This is a genomic window from Chelativorans sp. M5D2P16 (assembly GCF_034427935.1).
Lineage (GTDB): Bacteria > Pseudomonadota > Alphaproteobacteria > Rhizobiales > Rhizobiaceae > Chelativorans.
The window spans coordinates 7,501-29,058 of the sequence record NZ_JAXQNM010000041.1; the positions used below are offsets into that span (position 1 = coordinate 7,501).

The window sequence follows — 21,558 nt, forward strand, 5'->3', positions numbered from 1 at the left end:
ACAACGAGCCACGGCCGCTGCCGGCGCGGACCGACCTGCCGCGCATCTATGACGGCATCTACAATGCCGCCTATTCCTACGGCCTGACCAAGGCGATGACACAGAAATTGATCCGCCTGCTGGCCGCCGACGTCGATTTCCAGTCCCGGCTTTCGCCCAGCGACCGCGTAGAGGTCTTCTTTTCGCAGCCCAACGAGGACGGCAGCGCCTCGGACAATTCCGAGCTTCTCTACGTCTCCGCCACCTTCGGAGACAAGACACGGACCTTCTATCGCTTTCAGATGCCCGACGGGACCGTGGACTATTTCGACAGGGAGGGACGCAGCTCGCGCCCCCTTCTCCTGCGCAACCCGGTTCCCAACGGCCGCTTCACCTCCGGCTTCGGCATGCGCCGGCACCCGATCCTCGGCTATTCGCGTATGCACACCGGCGTCGATTGGGCCGCCCCCCGCGGCACTCCGATCATCGCCTCCGGGGACGGGACGGTCGAAAGCGCCGGCTGGGCAGCCGGCTACGGGCGCCAGACGATCGTCCGCCATGCCAACGGCTACCGCACCTCCTACAACCATCAAAGCGCCATCGCCAAGGGCGTGGTGGCCGGCGCCCATGTGCGCCAGGGCCAGGTGATCGGCTATGTCGGCTCGACCGGCCAGTCGACCGGCAACCACCTGCACTACGAGGTGATCGTCAACGACCGCAAGGTCGACCCGATGCGGGTCCGCCTGCCCGACAGCCACACGCTCGAGGGCGAGGCACTGACCGCCTTCAAGCGCGAGCGCGACCGGCTCGAAAATCTCCTGCAGGATTCCTTCAACGAGCCCGTGCCCGTCGCCGAGGCGGCACAATAGGCCGTGACGAAGGCTCCGTTGCCGGTCCGGGTCGCACCGGAACATGGTGCGAAACACGGGTTGCGGACAGATCGCCCGTCTCCGGGTGGTGCCACGGCAAAGGCCGAAACCGCCGCGCTCCTCCGCCCGCCGCGTTGCCACGCGGCGCCGCGGCCCGCCTCTAGAGCAGGGTGCGCTCACATTCGTTCGCTTGGCTGCTCTATCTGTTTGTTTTCGCCGCATTTGTGCCACGCCAAGTGATTCCACTTGGCTGCAAAATGCTCTATTCGACGAATTCGACGGTAACGCCGGGCTTCACCCGGCCTGCCAGTTCCTCGGCATCCCAGTTGGTCAGCCTGACGCACCCGTGTGAATAGGTCTTGCCGATCTTCGACGGGTCGGGCGTGCCGTGGATTCCGTAGCTGGGCTTGGATAAGGCGATCCACACGGACCCGACCGGCCCGTTCGGTCCGGGCGGGATGGTCAGCACGCGGTCGTTGTCACCCTGCTTGAAGTTCTTCTTCGGGTCATAGGTGTACTCGGGATTGAAGGCGACACGCGCCACCTCGTGCGTGCCGGTCGGCGACGGTGTGTCAGCCGAACCGATGGTGGCGGGGTAGGCGGCGACCAGCCGGCCCGCTCCGTTGTAGGCGCGAAGCTGCTTGCTGCTCTTGTCGGCGACCAGGCGTGCCACCTCGTATTCAGCCGGCTCACCCGGATCGGCAACGCGTATGATGGTGCCCGCCCGCTCGAAGTTGGCCTCCGGATTGAGGGCGATCAGGAATTTTTCGTCCATGTGGAAGCGTTCGGCCAGCATCTCGCTGACCCGGGTGTAACCCAGGCGTTCAAGCTTCGCCTTCTCACCGTAGTCCGAGGGTACCGAAGCGATATACGGGCCGGCGGCATCCTCCGCCGTGATCGTATATTCCGTGAAGGCGGGGCCGCCCGTCCGCTCCAGTTCAGCCTCGATCCACTCCTTGTCGTATGTCCGCATCCGCTGCCAGGCGATCTCCTTGTAAGCGTCGATCGCCTTGTTGACGTTGTCTCCCGTGCGTCCGTCGATCACACCGGGCGAGGCGCCCGCCCGGTCGAGCAAGACCTGGAACTTCGCGACATCCTCGCTGGCGCCGTCGATATCCGGGACGGTGATGGCAAGATCCGGCTGCCGCGGGGAACGGGACGCCTCGCGGCCGCCGTCGGTCTGCGGGTCGTCGAGGGGATCGCGCCGCACACTGCGGTCCTCCCACGAAGGCGGCAACGCGCCCCTGGCGACGGGCGCCTGGTCGCGCCACCCATCGTCGCCGTTTTCCGGTCCACCGTAGGTCTCGTCGTAGCGGTCGTCCTCGTAGAGCGGCGGATTGGCCGGTTCGATTGATTCGTAATCGTCCCAGCCCCGGGTGATCGCAGCCTCGCGATCGCGGTGAAAGCGCTCCACGTCCCGCGGGTCGGTGAAGTCGTAGCTACGCCAGCCGTTCCCGCGCTGCTCTCGAGGAGGGGGCGGGGGAGGCGGCGGGGGTGATGCCGTGCCGGCCAGCGGCTCGCGAATCTCCACCACGCGGCCGGTGCGCGGATCGACCACGACCTCACGCCCGTACTGATCGATATAGACGTCGAAATCGTAGGCCTGCGCCAACTGCAATGGCTTCTCTGCCTCTTCCTGAGGCACGTGCATGTCCCCCGACAAGGCAGCCGCGGCCGCACCGGGTGCGGCCAAAGCCATGCACAGAAAGGCCGGAAGAAATCTCTTCAAGACAGGTGCTCCTGACGCATTTTCGCGAAAGCGACGTGATTCGGCTGCTTATCGTGTCGCGTAGAAAATGAACCGGGCATTAAAATGGCCAACAGCGCGAGCTTATGCCGACGCGCGTGAATCAGCCCAGCTGTGTTTGAACTTTTTTCGGCAAGCCTGCAAAGACCCGGCGATAGCTCTCGGCTATATAGTCCCGCAGCGCATCGTCATCCATTGTTTCGGCCGAGTGGCGCTGGATCCATTTCATGCCGCGCGAGGCGAGATACGGCGCCGGGCGCAGGCCCGGCTGCTCCTTCAGGATCTCGAAAGCAAGGTCGGAGCATTTGAAGGTGACGGCGAGCATCTCACCATCACGCCCTCCCCCGATGGCAAACACCTTTCCGCCTACCTTCCAGACGTGCCCGCCGCCCCATTGAACCACGTGGGTGGCATGCGGAAGGGAGGCGCAGAAGCCGTTGTAGTCCTCGAGCTTCAATACGCCTCCCTCTTCTTCAGGCGGCCTGGCCGGCCGCTTCCTCGACATTCTGCCGCGCCCGGAAGATCAGGCGATCGGAACCGGCCGTCACCTTGACCGTGGACCCGTCGAGAATCTCACCCATGAGGATCTTCTCGGCAAGCGGGTCCTGCAGCTCCTTCTGGATGACGCGCTTCAAGGGCCGCGCGCCATAGGCGGGATCATAGCCCTTTCCGGCGAGCCACTCCACGGCCTCCTCGTCCAGATCCAGCGTGATCTTGCGGTCCGCAAGCAGACGCTCGAGCCGCTCGAGCTGGATCGTGACGATCTGGTTCATGTCCTGGCGGCGCAGGCGGTGGAACAGGATTACCTCGTCCACCCGGTTGAGGAATTCGGGCCGGAAGGAGGCCTGCACCACGCCCATCACCTCGTTGCGCACCTTGTCGACATCCTCGCCTTCCGCGAGATTGACGAGGTATTCGGCGCCGAGGTTCGACGTCATGATGATCAGCGTGTTGCGGAAGTCCACCTTGCGGCCCTGCCCGTCGGTCAGCCGCCCGTCGTCGAGCACTTGCAGGAGCACGTTGAAGACGTCCGGATGCGCCTTCTCGATCTCGTCGAAGAGAACGACCTGATAGGGCCTGCGGCGGACAGCCTCGGTGAGCGCCCCGCCTTCCTCGTAGCCGACATAGCCGGGAGGCGCGCCGATCAGCCGGGCCACCGAATGCTTCTCCATGAACTCCGACATGTCGATCCTGACCATCGCCTGCTCGTCATCGAACAGGAAGTTGGCGAGAGCCTTTGTCAGCTCCGTCTTGCCCACGCCCGTGGGGCCCAGGAACATGAAGGAGCCGATCGGCCGGTTCGGATCCTGGAGGCCGGCGCGCGCGCGCCTGACCGCCTTGGAGACGGCCTGCACCGCCTCGCCCTGGCCGACGACGCGTTTGGCGAGCGCGTCTTCCATGCGCAGGAGCTTATCCCGCTCGCCTTCCAGCATCTTGTCGACGGGAATGCCCGTCCAGCGCGAGACGATGTGCGCAACGTGGTCCGGCGTCACGGTCTCTTCGACCATGCTGCGGGCGCCATCGCCGGTCGCCTCGGCCTCGGCGAGCCTCTTCTCCAGCTCCGGAATGCGTCCGTAGGCCAGTTCGCCGGCACGCTGGAACTCGCCCTTGCGCTGGGCGATCGCCAGCTCGTTGCGGGCCTCGTCGAGCTGGCGCTTGAGGTCTGCGGCAAGCCCCAGCTTGTCCTTCTCGGACGCCCAGGCGCTCGTCAGCCGGGCGGACTCTTCCTCGAGCCCGGCCAGTTCCTTCTCCAGCTTCTCCAGCCGGTCCTTCGAGGCCGCGTCCTTCTCCACGCGCAGCGCCTCACGCTCGATCTTGAGCTGCATGATGCGCCTGTCGAGCTCGTCGAGCTCTTCCGGCTTGGAGTCGACCTGCATCCTGAGCCGCGAGGCCGCCTCGTCCACGAGGTCGATGGCCTTGTCGGGCAGAAAACGGTCGGTGATGTAACGGTTCGACAGATTGGCGGCCGCCACAAGCGCAGAGTCGGAGACGCGCACCTTGTGGTGCTGCTCGTACTTCTCCTTGAGCCCGCGCAGAATGGAGACAGTGTCCTCCACCGTCGGCTCGTTGACGAAGACAGGTTGGAAGCGCCGGGCAAGCGCCGCATCCTTTTCCACATGCTTGCGGTATTCGTCCAGCGTCGTGGCGCCCACGCAGTGCAGTTCGCCCCGCGCCAACGCCGGCTTCAAAAGGTTGGATGCATCCATGGCGCCGTCGGCCTTGCCAGCCCCGACGAGCGTGTGCATCTCATCGATGAAGAGGATGATGCCGCCGGTGGCGGCCTGAATCTCGGATAGAACCGCCTTCAGCCGCTCCTCGAACTCGCCGCGATACTTCGCGCCGGCGATCAGCGCACCCATGTCGAGCGCCATCAGTTGCTTATCCTTGAGCGATTCGGGCACGTCGCCATTGACGATCCGAAGCGCCAGCCCCTCGGCGATCGCCGTCTTGCCGACGCCGGGTTCGCCGATCAGCACCGGGTTGTTTTTCGTGCGCCGCGACAGCACCTGGACGGTGCGGCGGATCTCCTCGTCGCGGCCGATGACGGGATCGAGCCGCCCTGCTCGCGCATCGTCCGTCAGGTCCCGCGCATACTTCTTGAGCGCGTCATAGCCCTCTTCCGCGCTCGCCGAATCGGCGGTGCGGCCCTTGCGCAAATCGTTGATGACTTGGTTGAGCGCCGTCGGCGTCACCCCGGCCTTGGCCAGGATATCGGCCGTCTTGGCGGATTTCTCCACGGCCAGCGCCGTCAGGAGCCGCTCGACGGTGACGAAGCTATCGCCCGCCTTCTTCGCCACCTCCTCGGCGGTCGCGAACACCTTCGCCAGCGGCTGAGCAAGGTAAAGCTGACCGCTGCCGCCCTCCACCTTCGGCATTGCCTCCAGCGCGGCATCGACGGCAAGCTTCACATCCTTGGCGTTCCCACCGGCGCGCTCGATGAGCGAGGCGGCGAGCCCCTCGCCATCATCGACGAGTACCTTGAGGATGTGCTCGGGCGTGAACTGCTGATGATTTCGGGAAAGAGCGAGCGTTTGGGCGGACTGGATGAAGCCGCGCACCCGCTCGGAATATTTCTCAATGTTCATTCCGTGTCTCCATTTCCGTGCCGACCCGGCTCCGCGGCGTCAGACAGGCTAATGTGACGGACCCCCAACGACTTTGACCGAGGTCATCGCCGCTCTCTCGGCAGGCCCACTCGAGCGAGATATGGGGACATTTTTCCGGATGCACAAGATTGTGGCACGAACGCAAAGCGGCGGGCAAATGCCCGCCGCGCAACGTCGTGAATTCGTGTCTGAAAAGCGCGCGCGCCCGAAGGTCAGCTCTGTGCAGGCGCCTCTTCCGTGCCGGCGGCGGCCTGCTCATCGGTCTTCTTGGCGCGGGGACGCCGGGTGCGCTTTGCCGGCTTCGGCTTGGCTTCCGAAGCTTCCTCGGTGCCGTCCGCGGCCTTGCTCGAGGCTTCAGCCTCTTTGCCAGCCTCCGCCTCGGAGGTCTCCGCATGATCGCGCCCGTTGCCGTTGGCCTTGGCGCCATTGGCCCGGTTGCCGCGCTGGCGTTCGTTGAGGGCGACCTCTGCGGGTGTTCCGTCGATTACCGGCTGCGGACCGGTCCCATCGTCCACCCGCGAGCGCTCGGCACCATTCTGCGTCGGAGCCTGCTGCTCGTCGCGCACGCCGCGTTCGTCGAAATCCTCGTCGCCTTCTTCGCGGCCGTCGCGGGTGTTCTGTTGCGGTTGCACCTGCGCCTGCGCAGCGGCGATGATCCGGTTATAGTGCTCTGCATGCTGAAGATAATTCTCGGCCATCACCCGGTCGCCGGAACTCTGTGCGTCACGCGCCAGCGTGGCATATTTGTCGGCGATCTGCTGAGCCGTGCCACGAATCTTCACATCCGGCCCGTTGCTTTCATAGCTGCGGTTGAGCGGATTGGGTCCCTTGCGATTGCCATTGCCGCGTCCGCGCATACGCCTGTTCTGCTGTTGTGGCCTCATTCCATTCTCTTTGTTCGAGACGTCGATTGCATGTGTATTGCAGAGAAAACGAGCGCCTAGGCCGTCTGTCTCACAATTTTCCCCTGGCGAGATGGCGCCTCTGAACAGGCGCGAATGCCATAATGGTCCGATTGGTGTCTACTTGCCCAATGATCCCCGCACGAAGCGCATGCGTCAAAAACGCAAAAAGGCAGACTGTCCGCGGGAACCGAATCGAAAACGGCGCTGCCTGCTTCGTCTCATCCGGCAGGCGGAACCTAGCGGCATTCCGGCATCTTGCCAAGTGTTTTTTCCATCCCTCGGATCGGGCGCGCCGCACGTACCAGCAGCGCCCTGTCATGCCCGCCCAGATCGCGGGCCATTCGGGCCGTATGAAGACCCCTCGCTGCGAATATGTCCCGCACCGGGCGGGTCTGGACATATCCCGTTTCCACTACGATTGCTCCTTCGGGAGCAAGATGGCGCCCTGCGCCCTCGGCGATCCGTCTGTAGAAATCAAGTCCGTCGGGCCCACCGTCGAGCGCGATGCGCGGATCGTGTTCACGCACCTCGCGTGAAAGCGTCTCCAGGACGGCCGTCGGTATATAGGGTGGGTTGGAAACGATCAGGTCGAAACATCCCTCGACTTCCGCGAACACATCGGACTTCAGCGTACTGAATCGCCACCCTAGGCGATTTATATCGGCATTGGCACGCGCCGTTGCAAGGGCATCCTCGGAAATATCGACGCCCAGCGCCTCGGCTTCGGCCACCCGGCTCATAAGGGCGAGTGCGATTGCCCCGGTGCCGGTGCCCAGATCGAGGATCCGGCAGCGCCCCCGTTTCGCCGCGATGCGCCGGGCCTCCGGCAGCGCCAGTTCCACCAGCGTCTCGGTGTCCGGCCGCGGCTCCAAGGTTTGGGGCGAAAGCGAGAGCTTCAAGCCGTAGAACATGCGATGCCCGAGGATACGATGGACGGGCATGCCCGCCTCCCGCCGTGCCACCGCTTCAAGCGCCGCTTCGGCTGCAGCAACCGCCACCGCCTGCTCCGGCCTGGCGATCATATCCGTCCAGCTTGCCCCTGTATGATGTTCGACGAGCAGACGTGCCGCAAGGGCTGGATCATCCACACCGGCCTCGGCGAGCCGCTGCCTGGCGGACTTCAGAAGCGCCCCCAGCGTAACCGGGCGATCGTCATCCATCGGAGCCGGCTTCGGCGAGCAGCTTGGACTGGTGATCGGCGATCAGCGCATCGATCACCTCGTCCAGTTCGCCCTCCATCACGCGATCGAGCTTGTAGAGCGTCAGGTTGATGCGATGGTCCGTCACGCGTCCCTGGGGAAAGTTGTAGGTGCGGATGCGCTCGGAGCGGTCGCCGGTGCCCACTAGCAGGCGCCGCGCCTCCGTACGCTCGTCGGTCGCCTTCACCCGCTGGGCGTCGAACAGGCGTGCCCGCAGGATCTGCATGGCGCGTGCCCGGTTCTGATGCTGCGACTTCTCCGCCTGCACCACGACGAGGCCGGTCGGGATGTGTGTGAGGCGCACCGCCGAATCGGTGGTGTTCACATGCTGACCGCCCGCGCCCGAGGCCCGCATCGTGTCGACGCGGATGTCCTCCGGCCGGATCTCCACGTCGATTTCTTCCGCCTCCGGCAGCACCGCCACCGTCGCCGCCGATGTGTGAATCCGCCCCTGCGCCTCGGTCGCGGGTACGCGCTGGACCCGGTGCACGCCCGATTCGAACTTGAGCCGCGAGAAGACGCCGCGGCCCGATACCGTGGCGATGATCTCCTTATAGCCGCCGGCCTCGCCTTCGCTCGCCGACACGACCTCGACGCGCCAGCCCTGCTCGCCGGCATAACGTTCATACATGCGGAACAGATCGCCGGCAAAAAGCGCCGCCTCGTCGCCGCCCGTCCCGGCGCGGATTTCCAGGATCGCGTTCTTCTCGTCCGCTTCGTCCTTCGGCAGCAGAAGCACCTGCAGCTTCTGGCGCAGGTCCTCCACGCGCTCGGACACGTCCTCGTGATCGGCCACGGCCAGCTCGCGCATGTCGCGTTCGGTGGACGTGTCGGCGATCATCGCCTCGAGATCGTAAAGCTCCGCTTCCGCCTTCTTGAGCGCGCGGATGGCATCGGCGACCTCCTGCAACTCGGCATACTCGGACGCCAGTTTTACATAGACCTCCGGCGCGGGGCCGGCCGCCATCTGCGCTTCGAGCAGTTCGAATCGCTTCAACACCTGGTCCATCCGGTCGCGCGGCAGTTCGGTCATTCTGTCTCTTGGCTCAAAAGGAAAGGCCGTGTTCCTTGGCGAACGCGGTCAGTTCGGCGCGGATATCGGTCTTCGCGCCGTGATTGGCAAGGGCTTTGTCCATTCGCTCCGTCAGTTCCCCAAGCGGCAGCTCGCAGACCATGGCCTTGACCGGTCCGATGGAGGCCGCTGCCATGGAGATGGAGCGGTAGCCGATTCCCAGAAGCGCCATGGCGGAGATCGGCCGCCCGGCGAGCTCGCCGCACAGGGTCACGGGCTTGTTCGCCGCCTGGCCGGCCTGGACGATCTGGCGCAGGAGCCGCAGGAACGGCACGCTCAGCGGATCGAACCGATCGGAAAGGCGGGTATTGCCCCGATCCGTCGCAGTGACAAACTGGAACAGGTCGTTGGAGCCGACCGAGACGAAGTCCACCGCCTGCATCAGTTCGTCGAGTTGCCAAAGCAACGACGGCACCTCGATCATGGTGCCGAGCTTCAGACGGGTGGGCAGATGATGCGCGAAGCGGGAGAGATGCCGCACCTCGCGGTCGATGATCTCGCGCGCCCGGTGCACCTCGTCGATCTCCGTCACCATGGGCAGCATCAGCCGCAGCTCGCGCCCGCCGGCCGCCTTGAGCAGCGCGCGGATCTGCGTGCGCAGGAGCCCGGGCCGGTCGAGCGTAAGACGGATGGCGCGCCAGCCGAGCGCCGGATTCTCTTCGTGCTGCGCGCCCTTGAAATAGGGCAGCACCTTATCGCCGCCGATATCCACCGTACGGAAGGTGACGGGCTTGCCGGACGCCGCGTCCAGCACCTCCCGATAGAGTCGCTCCTGCGCTTCCGCACGCGGGAAGGTGAGCGCCACCATGAACTGCAGCTCTGTGCGGAATAGGCCGATGCCGGCCGCGCCCGACTGGGCGAGCTGCGGCAGGTCGACGGCGAGCCCGGCATTCATCAAGAGGTCGACGGGAATGCCGTCCTTGGTCACCGAGGGCTTTTCGCGCAGCGCCCGGTAGTGCTGTTGCCGGCGCGCGCGAAAACGCACCTTCTCCGCATAGGCCGCCTCGATATCGGGCTGCGGCCGCAGATGCACCTGACCGTCCTCCCCGTCGACGACGATCGCATCGCCGTTCTCCGACATGGAGACCGCACCCTTCACCTCGCCGACGGTGGGCAGCCCGATCGCCCGCGCCACGATGACGATATGGCTGGTCGGCGCGCCGTCCTCCAATACGAGGCCGCGAAGGCGCTCGCGCGGGTAGTCCAAGAGCTCCGCCGCACCCATGGAGCGTGCGACGATGACGGCATCCTTCGGCACGGCTTCCGACAGCGCATCCGGGCCGCCGCCCATGAGCTGACGCAACAGCCGATTGGCGAGATCGTCGAAATCGCTCATGCGCTCGCGCAAATAGGGATCCGTCATGTGCATCATGCGCGCACGCATGTCGCTCTGGACCTTCTCGACCGCCGCTTCCGCCGTCAGCCCGTTGCGCACCGCCTCTTCCAGGCGCCGCACCCAGCCGCGGTCGTTGGCGAACATGCGATAGGCCTCCAGCACCGCCCGATGCTCACCCTCGAAGGCCACGTCGCGCCTGGACAGCATGTCGTCGATGGAAAGACGCAGCGAGGAGAGCGCCGCCTCCAGCCGCTCCGTCTCCTGATCGCTGTCCTCGTTGAAGAGGTTGGTGACCACGATGCGCGGCTCGTGCAACACCACGTGGCCGAGGCCGATACCCTCGTTGAAAGCAAGCCCCTTGAGGGAGACAGAGCGGCGCAGGTCCAGTTCGATACCCGGCCGGGTGAGGCGGGCGAGATCGCCCATGGCGATCATCTCGGCGATCACCATCGCGACCGTTTCCAGCGCCTCGACCTCGTCCTCGCGATAGTGGCGCTTTGTACGGTTCTGCACGACCAGCACGCCGAGCGTGCGGCCTGCCCTCAACACCGGCACGCCGAGGAAGGAGTGATAGATTTCCTCGCCCGTTTCCGGCAGGTATGTGAAGGCCGGATGCTCCTGTGCCTCCGACAGGCTCAGCGGCCGTGCGCTGGCGGCGATGGTGCCGACGAGGCCCTGGCCGAGCCTGAGCTGCGCCAGGTGCACGGCATTGGGATTGAGTCCCTCGGTTGCATAGAGCTCGAGCACGGAGTCGGACCGCAGGATATAAAGCGAGCAGACCTCGGCCACCATGTTCTGGGCGATTTCGCGCACGATGCGGTCGAGCCGCTCCTGCGGCTCCAGTGCCTCCGCGAGCATCTCGCGGAGGCGCCTCAGCAATACGCGCGGGCCGGCGGAAATCTCTCGCATCTCACCTAGCTCCAAAGCCTCTCCCCGGCCCTGCCGGTTTGGCAGCACCGGGGCACGGATCAAGACAAATGTCTCTATTGCTTATCGAGACCATAGACGGAATGCAAAGTCCGCACCGCCAATTCCGCATAGGCGCTATCGATCAGAATCGAGATCTTGATCTCCGAGGTCGTGATGGCGCGGATATTGATTCCCTTTTCCGCCAGGGCTTTGAACGCCGTCGCCGCCACGCCGGCATGGCTGCGCATGCCGATGCCGATGACGGAAACTTTTACCAGGCCGGCCTCGGACTGGATGGCGTCGAAACCGACGTCGTCGCGCGCCTTCTCGAGCACGGCAACCGCCTTCTCGAGATCGCCCGTCGGCACGGTAAAGGTCATGTCCGTCTTCGAGCCGTCCTCGGAGACATTCTGGACGATCATATCGACATTGATGTTGGCCTCGGCCAGCGGCCCGAAGATGCCGGCGGAGACCCCCGGCCGGTCGGCCACGCGGCGCAGCGAGATCTGCGCCTCGTCCTTGGCGTAGGCGATACCGGTGACGACTTGCTGTTCCACGATTTCTTCCTCGTCGCAAATGAGCGTTCCGGGCGGGTTGTCAAAATCGCCCATGCCCGGCGCGTCCGGATCCTCGAATGACGATCTTACGAAGGTCCTGACCTTGTGCACCATGGCCAATTCCACCGAGCGCACCTGCAGCACCCTGGCCCCCTGGGAGGCCATCTCCAGCATTTCCTCGAAAGAGATCTTGGAAAGCCGCCGCGCCTTCGGCTCGACCCGCGGATCGGTCGTGTAGACACCGTCGACGTCGGTATAGATGTCGCAGCGGTCCGCCTTCACCGCCGCCGCCACCGCCACCGCGCTCGTATCCGAGCCGCCGCGGCCCAGCGTGGCGATGCGGTTGTCCGGCGCCAACCCCTGGAAACCGGTGACCACTGCCACCTGGCCCATTTCCATCCGGCGCACCATCTCGCTGCCGTCGATGTCCAGGATGCGCGCGGCCCCGTGCGCGTTGTCGGTGCGGATGGGGATCTGCCAGCCCTGCCAGGAGCGCGCGTCCACCCCGATCGATTGCAGTGCGATGGCAAGCAGACCGCTCGTCACCTGCTCGCCGGAAGCAACGATCGCATCATATTCGCGCGCATCGAAGAACGGCGAGTTTGCATCGCACGCCCTCGGCATTTCCCGCGCCCAGCCGACCAGCTCGTTGGTCTTGCCGGCCATGGCGGAGACGACGACCGCCACCTCGTGTCCGGCATCCGCCTCACGTTTGACGTGGCGCGCCACGTTATGGATGCGGGCGATATCGGCGACGGACGTCCCGCCGAATTTCATCACAATGCGCGCCATGGTCTTCGGAAATGCCTTCGTCGTAACGGATACCCGGCCGGCTCCGCCGCACCGGGCTCGTGGAACTCGGGCCGTTTGAACGGCGCGTTTTCAATAGCCAATGGCGGGCGCTTCCGCAAGCGAGCGCGTCTGTCGCAAAAAAATGGGATGACGCCGCGCCACGGATCGGACAGGCTTGACAACGGCCCCGGCTGACCCGACTTGATTGCTTCGCAAGAGGAGGCCAGCATGCCTGAAGCCCGACGAACGACCATCGATGCCGGCGAGGTCGAGCGCTTTTCCGCGCTCGCCGCGGAGTGGTGGAACCCGAACGGCAAGTTCCGCCCGCTGCACAAGTTCAATCCCGTGCGGCTCGCCTATATCCGCGACCACGTCGCCGCGCATTTCGGCCGCGACCCCAGGGCCGCGCAGCCCTTCGCCAACCTGCGGTTCCTCGACATCGGCTGCGGCGGCGGGCTTTTGTGCGAACCGATGGCGCGGCTCGGTGCCGAGGTCGTCGGCGCCGACGCCTCCGAAACCAATATTGAGGTCGCCCGGCTGCATGCGGCCGACAGCGGCGTGAAGGTGGACTACCGCGCCGAGCCCGCCGAATCACTGGCCGACAAGGGTGAGAAGTTCGACGTCATCCTCAACATGGAGGTGGTCGAGCATGTGGCCGATCTCGACCTCTTCATCGGCAAGTGCGCCGAGATGCTCAATCCCGGCGGCATCATGTTCGTGGCCACCATCAACCGCACGCTGAAGGCACTGGGGCTTGCCATCATCGGCGCGGAATACCTTCTGCGCTGGCTGCCGCGCGGCACCCACCAATACGGGAAGCTGGTGCGCCCGGAAGAGCTGGAACGCGCCCTGACCGGAGCGGGCCTTGTCATGCGCGACCGCACCGGCGTCATTTACAATCCGCTCTCCGACCGCTGGCAGCGCTCCCGTGACATGGACGTCAACTACATGGTTCTCGCCGAAAAGAACGCATCCGCATCGTCCGATTGATCGTGAAGCCCGCGCGGGCGCGAAGAGCATTAACCTGACATGACCATGTGCTTCAGAACCGGTTCAACCGAGGCGGGCAATACACCTCCTGTCAACAAGGAGGAATAGTCATGACGATCTACACCGCAAAACCGGCATCCCTGTCCCTGGCCTTCGGCGCGGGGCTGCTCGCCCTGGCCTGCATGACCGGCACCGCACAGGCGGAAGACAAATGTGAGGGGCAAAAATGGCCTTACTATTCGGACGAGTGCTTGAAGCAGATCGTTTCCGAAATCTGTAAGGCGGGGGGCGGCGGCTCCACCTGCGATGAGTCGGCAGCCCGCGGCCTGGTCATTTCCGGCAAGGTACGAGCCCCGTCCGAACCAGCCGTTCGACTGGAACAGCCGCGCCGCCTACGTCAGTAGCGCAGAAGAGATCCGGTGCCGCGTGAATGCGTGGCGCCGCGTCTTCGCGTTAGAGCAATTCCAGGAAAAGTGGAAGCCGGTTTTTCCGTCGGAGTTGCGCATAATCAAATAGCTAGATCAGTTCACCGTTTCCGTGAGACGGTGAACTGATCTAGTTGCGATCTTCCGGAAAAACGGGCAGCGGCATGAATTCAACGCCGTCCTCGGCAAGCTCCTTGGCCTCCTCGGGCGTCGCCTCACCATAGATGCCGCGAGGGTCCGTCTCGCCGAAGTGGATCTTGCGTGCCTCCTCGGCGAACTTGTCGCCGACATAGTCGGCCTTCTCGCGGATCTTCTCCGACAGCGCCTTGAGTTGCGCAAGCGCTTTCTTCTGTTCCTCGCTCATACCGAGCGCCACCGGTTTCTTGTCCCTGCCGGTGGCCACGGACGGCGTCATCAGCGCCTTTTCGATCGCGTTCGAACCACAATGGGGGCAGGAGATAAGCTGCCGGCCCTTCTGCGCCTCGAAGTCCTCCCCATTACGGAACCACGCCTCGAAGCCGTGTTCATTGTCGCAAACAAGGCCGAAACGGATCATGACGCGCGCCGCCCATACACTGCCTCAGCGACCGCGAATTCCCGCGCATTTTGAAGATTGGGAACCTTCGCCCGCGCCGCATCCGCCGCGGCCGTATCGATATCCGCCACGATCACCGCCGGATCATCATGCTCGGCTTCGGCCACGACGCGGCCCCATGGGTCGATAACCAGAGAGTGCCCGTAGGTCTCCCGCCCGTCCGCGTGCCGTCCGCCCTGGGCGGCGGCGATCAGCCAGGCACCGTTCTCGATAGCGCGCGCACGGGTCAGCACATGCCAGTGCGCCACGCCTGTCTGCCGCGTGAACGCCGCCGGCACCGTCAAAACCTCGGCGCCCGCCAGTGCCTGAGCGCGGAAGAGTTGCGGGAAGCGCAAGTCGTAGCACACCGACAGGCCGAGGCGCATGTCCGGGAGCGTGGCCACGACCGACTCGCTGCCCGGCGCATAGGTCGCCGATTCGCGCCAGCTCTCGCCATTGTCGAGATCGACGTCGAACATGTGGATCTTGTCGTAGGTGGCGATCCGCGCCCCGTCCGGTCCGAAGAGAAAGCCGCGGTTGGCGACCTTGTCGTCGCCAAGCCGGATAGCCGTGGACCCCACGTGCAGGAAAAGCGAAAGCTCACGCGCCAGCGCCGCGGCCATGCCGACCAGCGGGTCCTCCTCCGCCGACCTGACCCGCTCGAAGAGCGCCTCGCGGCTGCGCACGAGAATCCCGGTCATTTCCGGGCTCTGCACATAAGCAGCCCCCATCCCGGCGGCTTCCCGCACCAGCGCCTCGAAATCGGCGACGTTGCGTTGAATGTCCGTCCCCGAACGCATCTGCAGCGCGGCAACGCGTATCGTGCTCATGCCCCGGTCTCCTTGATCATCGTGTCGAGACGCCCGTCGCGTTCGAGCGCGTGCAGTTCGTCCGCCCCGCCGATATGGCGCTCGCCGATGAATATCTGCGGGAAGGTTGTGCGTCCGCGGGCACGGTCGATCATCTCCTGGCGCAGTTCCGGGGAGAAGCTGGCGTCGTGCTCCTCGTAGGCGACACCCTTGCGATCCAGAAGCCGCTTCGCGGCCGCGCAAAATCCGCAGCCCATGCGGGTATAGATGGTCACATTCGCCATTGTATGATCCGTCGCTCCTTCGCCGCCTATATAGTTCCGGCCTCGGCGGACGCAAAGTCCCCCGGCAGGACCCGGGCGAAGGTCAGGACATCCACCTGGCGCGCGCCCGCCCGCTTGAGCACGCGAGCCGCCGCCGCCACGGTGGCGCCGGTCGTGTAGACGTCGTCGACAAGAACGATCCGCCGCGCCTTGAGCGCAAGCTTGCCCTCGGCCGGCACGGTGAAGGCACCGCGCACATTCGCTTCCCGCTCGCGCACGCCGAGCCCCACCTGCTGACGCGTCACCCGGCGGCGGATGAGCGCATCCGGCCGGTAATCGAGCCCGGCAAGCCGTGCGAAAGCCCGGGCAAGCTCCGCCGACTGGTTGAAGCGACGGGAAAAGAAGCGCCACCGGTGCAGCGGCACCGGCACCACGACCGCCCCGTCCGCCACCAGTTCCCGGCCCGCCCGCAGCATCCAGCGCGCCATCCATGGCGCCAGATCCGTGCGATCCGAGAACTTCAGCCCCTGCACCATCCGCCGCGCCACCCCGTCATAGGCGACAGCCGCACGCGCCCTTGCGAAAGGTGGCGGATTGGCGATCGCCTCGGCCGAGAGGAACCCCTCGCCCATGTCATAGCTGAAAGGCGTTCCCATGACCGGGCACCAGGGCGGCTCGAGGAAGCGCAGGTCCGGCCAGCACTCCGGGCAAAGCGTGCCGGGCGCGGTTACGAGATTGCGGCAGCCGAGGCAGACCGGCGGGAAAAGCACCCGCGCAGGCCACTGCCGCGCCCGTTCGCCCACCTGCCTGATAAACCCCATGCTTGTCTGCCGGAAAATGCCACCCACCTTTGCACTATAGCAGTTTTGTGCCATTGCGCACGGTCGAACGGAAAGCGACGAATGGACCTGATCTTCGCCCCCCAACTCCTGCGCGCGCGGAAGCGACGCGCTCTCGCTGCGCGCGAGGAAGGCGCCGGATTCCTCATGCGCCGCACCGCCGAAGACCTCATGGACCGCCTTGCGACGGTGGAGCGGCGCTTCCCGCGCGCGGCCGCCGTCTTCTGCCTCACCGCCGACGCCGCCGACGCCATCGTCGAGAGCGGCAAGGCGGACGAGGTCGTGCGCGTGGAAGCCGACGAACGCCTTCTGGACGGCGGCTATGAGGGCCGGCTCGCCGCGCCCGAAACCGTGCCGTTGCCGGCAGAGAGCCTCGACCTGGCCGTCTCCCTGCTGACGCTGCACGAGACCAATGACACGCCCGGCCTGCTCCTGCAGATCCGGCGGGCCCTGAAGCCCGACGGCCTGTTCCTCGCCGCCCTGGCCGGCGCCGGCACGCTCCAGGAATTGCGCGAGAGCCTGCTTCAGGCGGAAACCGAGATCAGCGGCGGTGCCGCACCGCGCGTCAGCCCCTTCGCCGACGTACGCGATACCGGTGCGCTCCTGCAGCGGGCGGGCTTCGCCTTGCCCGTCACCGATCTCGAGACGCTGACGGTTCGCTATTCCACCATGTTCGATCTGATGCGCGACCTGCGTGCCATGGGTGCCACCAGCGCGCTCGCCGAGCGCAGCCGCCGGCCGGCGACACGCGCGCTGTTCTTGCGCGCTGCGGAGATCTACCAGGAGAGGTTCGCCGATCCCGACGGGCGCATCCGCGCAACCTTCAACATCGTCTGGATGTCCGGCTGGGCACCGCATACCTCCCAGCAGAAGCCGCTCAAGCCGGGCAGCGCCAAGGTCTCTCTGAAAAGCGCCCTGTCCGGCGGAAAGGACGAGAGTTAAGGAAAAGGCTATCGCACCGCAGTGGCGAGGCTCTGCCCCGGGCCGCCATAGGCTTCCCCCACGAGCCGCCCGAGTTCCGTGGCGCTGGCGATGATCGCAAGCGCCAGGATGCCCGCGATCAGCGCGCACTCGACCGCGCTGGCGCCCTTGTTGCTTCTCACGAACTCTTTCAACATCGCAGCCTCGCGCCGATCGCCATGCAAGCTGACAGCAAGCCGTTAAGAAAGTTTGACGATGGCCGTCAGCAGTCGCCGCGCCTGCTGCCGTCGGCGCTGATGATGCAGACCGAGTCCGGCGACGGCTGCAGCACGCTGCGGCGCACCGTATAGGCGCTGCGCCCCCGACCGACCGAACCGGTCTTGACATTATCGAGCCGCGTATCGAAAGCCGCCGTGTTGTGCGTCTTACGCTCCAAGAGTGGAGTGAGCAGAAGCGCGAGCGCGAGCGCCACGGAGCCGAACAACAGCGTAACCCTCAGCGCACCGGCACCTGCGCTGCTGACGCGCGCCCAACTTCTGCGGCCACTGGATTCGTCGTTTTGCGAATGCATCGCCCCTCTCCAGCCATGCTGGTTGCTGTCCTGCGGCCGGCCGCCGCAGGCTAAAATTTGCATTTTCGGCTAAAGGAACGATTAACGTCGTGCGCTGCTAAAGCAGGTCGATCAGGAAGGGGATGAGCGGCGCATCGGCCGGCGGCATGGGGTATTCACGCAACCGCTGCGGGCGCACCCATTTGATCGCCTGCCCTTCGCGCGGCCCCGGTATTCCCCAGAAGCGCCGGCATACATAGAGCGGCATGAGGAGATGGAAGTCCTCATACGTATGGCTCGCGAAGGTGAGCGGTGCCAGGCACGCCTTCTTGGTCTCGATGCCGAGTTCTTCGTGAAGCTCCCGAACGACCGTTTCTTCCGGCGCCTCGCCGGCTTCCACCTTGCCGCCGGGAAACTCCCACAGCCCGGCCATGGGCTTGTCCTTCGGCCGCTGCGCAATCAGCACGCGCCCGTCGGGATCGATCAGGGCACATGCGGCAACGAGCAGAACCGGTTTCACGGACATGTCCATGGGGGTCAGGCCTCGCTCGGCGGCTGGCGGTAATGGTAGCGGTAGAGTTCGGTAAAGCCGAGCGAGCGATAAAGCCCGAGTGCGGCCTCGTTGTCCGCCTCCACTTGCAGCCACGCCTCCTTCGCACCGTGCGAATGGGCCCATTTGAGCGCCGAGGTGATGGTGCGCCGCCCGAACCCTCTGCCGCGCTGGGCAGCCGACGTGGCGATCTCGAACAGCCCTGCCAGGCGGCCGTCATGGACACAGATGACGGTCGCCACCGGCCTGTCCTGGTCTTCGAGGACAAAGAGGCCGGCATTCGCCTTGATCGCGCTGACCACTTCGGTGAAACCGGGCCGCAGCTCCGCCCCATAGCCATGCACCTGGAAGGCGGCAGAGACGAAGCGATTCAGATCCTTGAGCGGAATCTGATGCATCGCTTGCCCGACTGCCCGCTCGGTGAGCGGCATGCGCATGACCAGAGAAGGCCGCAGTGTCGTCCAGCCCAGTTCGTCCAGATGGGCGGAGATGGCGGGCGCGGCGAGCGGCGAAATGCGAAAGGTGAGCGGCCGCCCGTAAGCCTCGAAGCGGCGCGTCAGTCGTTCGATGCGTTCGTCGAGATTGCGGTCATCCCCGGGATCGAGCGGATTGATCGAATTCAGCCGGCCCGCCGGGTGGCTTGCCGTCAGCCGCACTGCCCAGGCACCGTCATAATGGACGGAGGTGGCCGGCCAGGCGCGGAACCCCGCCGCCTCGAAGCGGCGGATGTCAGCCAGTTTCTCGCTCGCCTTGCGCCCCACCTCGAACATCAACTCCTGTAGTCGCCGTTGATGGCGACATACTCCTTGGTGAGATCGCAAGTCCAGACCGTGGCCTTGCCGCGGCCGATGCCGAGATCGACGCGGATCGTGATTTCGTCCTGCTTCATGTAGGCCGAGGCCTGTTCTTCGGAGTAGTCCGGATCCCGCTCACCCTCGTGGGCCACGCGGATGTCGCCGAACCAGATGGCGAGCAGGTCGCGCTCTGCCGGCTCGCCGGCCTTGCCGACGGCCATCACGACGCGGCCCCAATTGGCATCCTCGCCGGCGATCGCCGTCTTGACCAACGGGGAATTGGCGATGGAGAGCGCGATGCGCTTGGCCGAACGCGCGGACCTCGCGCCCGTGACCGTCACCTCCACCTGTTTGCGTGCGCCCTCCCCGTCCCGCACCACCTGCAGCGCAAGCTGCTTGAGCAGCCGCCCTAGCGCGCGGCGAAAAGGCACGAGCCGGGGATCCCTGATATCCGTGATCCGGGGTGCGCCGTGCGCGGCGGCCTGCCCGGTGGCAAACAGCATGAGCGTGTCGCTCGTCGAGGTATCGCTGTCCACAGTGACCGCGTTGAAGGTCTTCGCCGTCGCCTTGGAAAGGAGCTCTTGCAGGACGGGCGCGGCAATCGGCGCGTCGGTCGCCGCGAAGGAAAGCATGGTCGCCATGTCGGGTGCGATCATGCCGGCGCCCTTGGCGATGCCGTTGATGGTGACCTCGGTCTCGCCCAGCCGCGCGGTCGCCGTGAGCATCTTGGGATAGGTGTCGGTGGTCATGATCGCCCGTGCCGCCTCGTTCCAGCCCTGTGGCCGGGCTTCCGCGACCAGGTTCCCAAGCAGATGAGCGAAGCGGTCCGCCGCGAGCGGCTCGCCGATGACGCCCGTCGACGCAAGGAACACCTCGCCCTCGCCGGCACCCGCTGCCCGTGCGGCGGCCCCGCCCGTCAGTGCCGTCGCCTCACGCCCCTTGCGGCCGGTAAAGGCGTTGGCGTTGCCCGAATTGACGACGAGAATGCGCGCCCGCCCGCCGGAAAGATTGCGCCGGCAATATTCCACCGGCGCGGAAGGGCATTTGGAACGGGTGAAGACGCCCGCCACCTCAGTGCCCTCGTCGAACACCATCACCATCAGGTCCTTGCGGCCCTCGTACTTGATGCCGGCTTCGGCGGTGGCGATGCGCACCCCTTCTATGATGGGCATTTGCGGGTAGCGTTTCGGCGCGAGCGGCGAGACGGCTGCTGGCATGGCATGTCCGGGAACAGAAGCGTTGTCTGACGCCCCTCTGCCCCATCGGAGCAGCCGACGCAAGCCGAAACCGTCCTTCACTGGCGCAGCGGCGGATTGAGAAAATCGCGGAATGTCCGCTGCACGAAGGGAATAAGTCCCCAGATCATGGCGAACACGATGATGGGGACGATCACGAGCGTGCGCTGCCAAAGCAGCCATCCTTCCGTGAGCGGAAAGACGAGATAGAGGATGCCTGTGACCAGCGGGTAGACACCCGCAAGTACGAGCGCGGCAAAGCGGGTCCGCGAAAAGCGCGTGGCCGAGACGGCGGAGCGGGGACTGCGATCAGTCATGATTTGCCTCCAATAGAAACGGAACGTTTCGTTATATAAAACGCACCGTTTCGTTTCGTCAAGGGATCATGCTACGCTTGCCGCAGGAAATTTGGGGGAGCCGATGGACGAGGAAGACGACAAGCCGGCGCGCCGCTCGATCGGCGCCCGCCGCAATCCGGAAACGGAAGAAGCGATCCTGGAGGCCGCAGAGGAGGTCCTGCAGGAAGCGGGCTATACCGGCTTCTCCATCGAAGCGGTGGCCCGCCGTGCCCGGGCGGGCAAGCCCACCATCTATCGCTGGTGGCGCGGCAAGGCCGACCTGCTGCTCGACGTCTATCGGCGACAGAAGGGAGATTTTCCGTTCCCGGACACCGGAGATCTTGAAAAGGATCTGGCGCGCTTTGCCGGCATGATCCTTCATTACTGGCGCGCAAACCCGTCGGGGCAGATCTTTCGTTCGATCCTTGCCGAAGCGCAGCACGACGAGGTCGCTGCCGAGGGTGTGAAGGCGTACGCGCTCGACCGCCGCACCTATATGGCCGGGATGGTGAAGCGGGCGCAGGACCGGGGCGATGTGGCTCCCGACATCGATCCGGAGCTGGTCGCCGAACTCGTCCAGTCCTTCGTCTGGACGCGGCTCTTTACCGATCGCGGAGAGGCAAGCGAGGAGGAGTTGGGCGCCGTCATGCGCATCATTGTACGCGGGGCGGCCCATGTGCGGGTGGATACGGAACGATAGCGCAGTTCAAGATCTGAACCGACTTCCGTTCCCAATCATGAAAACAATTCGGACTCTAGCGCCGTCCAGAAAAGCCGCGGAAGCATGCGCTCCCGCGG

Annotated in this window: 23 protein-coding genes (1 of these 23 only partly in view); 5 read left to right on the top strand and 18 right to left on the bottom strand. The window is 65.3% G+C overall.

Annotated elements, in window-relative coordinates; translation table 11 throughout:
- Positions 1-848: the 3' portion of a M23 family metallopeptidase gene (locus SIN08_RS21810; protein ID WP_322453726.1), read on the top strand. Its footprint begins 1,066 nt before the window's first position; the window shows 848 of its 1,914 coding nt (coding positions 1,067-1,914); its start codon lies beyond the left edge, outside the window; it ends in the stop codon at positions 846-848.
- A gap of 262 nt (positions 849-1,110) precedes the next feature.
- Here the strand turns inward: SIN08_RS21810 and SIN08_RS21815 are convergent, their stop codons facing one another.
- The 8 genes from SIN08_RS21815 to SIN08_RS21850 all read right to left on the bottom strand — a co-directional run bounded on the left by SIN08_RS21815 (position 1,111) and on the right by SIN08_RS21850 (position 12,472).
- A complete protein-coding gene (locus SIN08_RS21815) occupies positions 1,111-2,577 on the bottom strand; it encodes a L,D-transpeptidase (RefSeq protein WP_322453727.1) in 1,467 nt (488 codons plus the stop codon).
- 121 nt (positions 2,578-2,698) lie between these two features.
- Positions 2,699-3,052 (bottom strand): MmcQ/YjbR family DNA-binding protein, encoded by a 354-nt coding sequence (locus tag SIN08_RS21820; protein WP_322453728.1) that lies wholly within the window; start codon positions 3,050-3,052, stop codon positions 2,699-2,701.
- 16 nt (positions 3,053-3,068) lie between these two features.
- Positions 3,069-5,681, bottom strand: coding sequence for an ATP-dependent chaperone ClpB (gene clpB, locus SIN08_RS21825; protein ID WP_322453729.1), 2,613 nt, complete (start codon positions 5,679-5,681; stop codon positions 3,069-3,071).
- Positions 5,682-5,914: 233 nt separating this feature from the next.
- The gene (locus SIN08_RS21830) at positions 5,915-6,586 is read right to left on the bottom strand and encodes a DUF4167 domain-containing protein (RefSeq protein ID WP_322453730.1); all 672 of its coding nucleotides are present in this window, start codon (positions 6,584-6,586) and stop codon (positions 5,915-5,917) included.
- A gap of 257 nt (positions 6,587-6,843) precedes the next feature.
- The gene (prmC, locus tag SIN08_RS21835) at positions 6,844-7,767 is read right to left on the bottom strand and encodes a peptide chain release factor N(5)-glutamine methyltransferase (RefSeq protein ID WP_322453731.1); all 924 of its coding nucleotides are present in this window, start codon (positions 7,765-7,767) and stop codon (positions 6,844-6,846) included.
- On the bottom strand, positions 7,760-8,839 hold the full coding sequence (gene prfA, locus SIN08_RS21840; RefSeq protein ID WP_322453732.1) for a peptide chain release factor 1: 1,080 nt from the start codon (positions 8,837-8,839) through the stop codon (positions 7,760-7,762). The genes prmC and prfA overlap by 8 nt, the downstream gene beginning before the upstream one ends.
- A 13-nt stretch (positions 8,840-8,852) precedes the next feature.
- A complete protein-coding gene (ptsP, locus tag SIN08_RS21845; RefSeq protein WP_322453733.1) occupies positions 8,853-11,123 on the bottom strand; it encodes a phosphoenolpyruvate--protein phosphotransferase in 2,271 nt (756 codons plus the stop codon).
- 74 nt (positions 11,124-11,197) lie between these two features.
- Positions 11,198-12,472, bottom strand: a complete 1,275-nt coding sequence (locus SIN08_RS21850) for an aspartate kinase (RefSeq protein ID WP_322453734.1) — start codon at positions 12,470-12,472, stop codon at positions 11,198-11,200.
- 228 nt (positions 12,473-12,700) lie between these two features.
- Here SIN08_RS21850 and ubiG point away from each other — a divergent pair, with 228 nt between their 5' ends.
- Positions 12,701-13,462 carry a bifunctional 2-polyprenyl-6-hydroxyphenol methylase/3-demethylubiquinol 3-O-methyltransferase UbiG gene (gene ubiG, locus SIN08_RS21855; protein ID WP_322453735.1) on the top strand — a complete coding sequence of 254 codons (762 nt, stop codon included), beginning with the start codon at positions 12,701-12,703 and terminating at the stop codon, positions 13,460-13,462.
- A 110-nt stretch (positions 13,463-13,572) separates the two neighbouring features.
- Positions 13,573-13,866, top strand: coding sequence for a hypothetical protein (locus tag SIN08_RS21860; RefSeq protein ID WP_322453736.1), 294 nt, complete (start codon positions 13,573-13,575; stop codon positions 13,864-13,866).
- A 151-nt stretch (positions 13,867-14,017) separates the two neighbouring features.
- Here the strand turns inward: SIN08_RS21860 and SIN08_RS21865 are convergent, their stop codons facing one another.
- The 4 genes from SIN08_RS21865 to SIN08_RS21880 are packed head-to-tail and all read right to left on the bottom strand — an operon-like array spanning position 14,018 to position 16,354.
- Positions 14,018-14,443, bottom strand: a complete 426-nt coding sequence (locus SIN08_RS21865) for a DUF1178 family protein (protein ID WP_322453737.1) — start codon at positions 14,441-14,443, stop codon at positions 14,018-14,020.
- Complete coding sequence (locus SIN08_RS21870; RefSeq protein ID WP_322453738.1) at positions 14,440-15,291, bottom strand: carbon-nitrogen hydrolase family protein; 852 nt, start codon at positions 15,289-15,291, stop codon at positions 14,440-14,442. Before SIN08_RS21870 ends, SIN08_RS21865 begins: the two co-directional genes overlap by 4 nt.
- Complete coding sequence (gene grxC / locus SIN08_RS21875) at positions 15,288-15,554, bottom strand: glutaredoxin 3 (RefSeq protein ID WP_322453739.1); 267 nt, start codon at positions 15,552-15,554, stop codon at positions 15,288-15,290. Before grxC ends, SIN08_RS21870 begins: the two co-directional genes overlap by 4 nt.
- Positions 15,555-15,580: 26 nt before the next feature.
- A complete protein-coding gene (locus SIN08_RS21880; RefSeq protein ID WP_322453740.1) occupies positions 15,581-16,354 on the bottom strand; it encodes a ComF family protein in 774 nt (257 codons plus the stop codon).
- Between the two features lie 81 nt (positions 16,355-16,435).
- On the opposite strand from SIN08_RS21880, the gene SIN08_RS21885 reads away from it, so the two are divergent.
- A complete protein-coding gene (locus tag SIN08_RS21885) occupies positions 16,436-17,314 on the top strand; it encodes a methyltransferase domain-containing protein (RefSeq protein WP_322453741.1) in 879 nt (292 codons plus the stop codon).
- A gap of 8 nt (positions 17,315-17,322) precedes the next feature.
- Here SIN08_RS21885 and SIN08_RS21890 read toward each other — a convergent pair whose 3' ends face one another.
- The 6 genes from SIN08_RS21890 to SIN08_RS21915 all read right to left on the bottom strand — a co-directional run bounded on the left by SIN08_RS21890 (position 17,323) and on the right by SIN08_RS21915 (position 20,739).
- Entirely contained in the window at positions 17,323-17,490 is a 168-nt protein-coding gene (locus SIN08_RS21890) for a Flp family type IVb pilin (RefSeq protein ID WP_322453742.1), read from the bottom strand.
- Between the two features lie 65 nt (positions 17,491-17,555).
- Complete coding sequence (locus tag SIN08_RS21895; protein WP_322453743.1) at positions 17,556-17,864, bottom strand: hypothetical protein; 309 nt, start codon at positions 17,862-17,864, stop codon at positions 17,556-17,558.
- A 97-nt stretch (positions 17,865-17,961) separates the two neighbouring features.
- A complete protein-coding gene (locus SIN08_RS21900; RefSeq protein WP_322453744.1) occupies positions 17,962-18,375 on the bottom strand; it encodes a (deoxy)nucleoside triphosphate pyrophosphohydrolase in 414 nt (137 codons plus the stop codon).
- A gap of 5 nt (positions 18,376-18,380) precedes the next feature.
- Positions 18,381-19,163 carry a GNAT family N-acetyltransferase gene (locus tag SIN08_RS21905; protein WP_322453745.1) on the bottom strand — a complete coding sequence of 261 codons (783 nt, stop codon included), beginning with the start codon at positions 19,161-19,163 and terminating at the stop codon, positions 18,381-18,383.
- On the bottom strand, positions 19,163-20,404 hold the full coding sequence (argJ, locus tag SIN08_RS21910; protein WP_322453746.1) for a bifunctional glutamate N-acetyltransferase/amino-acid acetyltransferase ArgJ: 1,242 nt from the start codon (positions 20,402-20,404) through the stop codon (positions 19,163-19,165). The genes SIN08_RS21905 and argJ overlap by 1 nt, the downstream gene beginning before the upstream one ends.
- Before the next feature lie 77 nt (positions 20,405-20,481).
- Positions 20,482-20,739, bottom strand: coding sequence for a hypothetical protein (locus SIN08_RS21915; protein WP_322453747.1), 258 nt, complete (start codon positions 20,737-20,739; stop codon positions 20,482-20,484).
- A 103-nt stretch (positions 20,740-20,842) separates the two neighbouring features.
- Between SIN08_RS21915 and SIN08_RS21920 the strand changes: the two genes are divergently transcribed.
- Entirely contained in the window at positions 20,843-21,460 is a 618-nt protein-coding gene (locus SIN08_RS21920; RefSeq protein ID WP_322453748.1) for a TetR/AcrR family transcriptional regulator, read from the top strand.
- Positions 21,461-21,558: the final 98 nt, after the last annotated feature.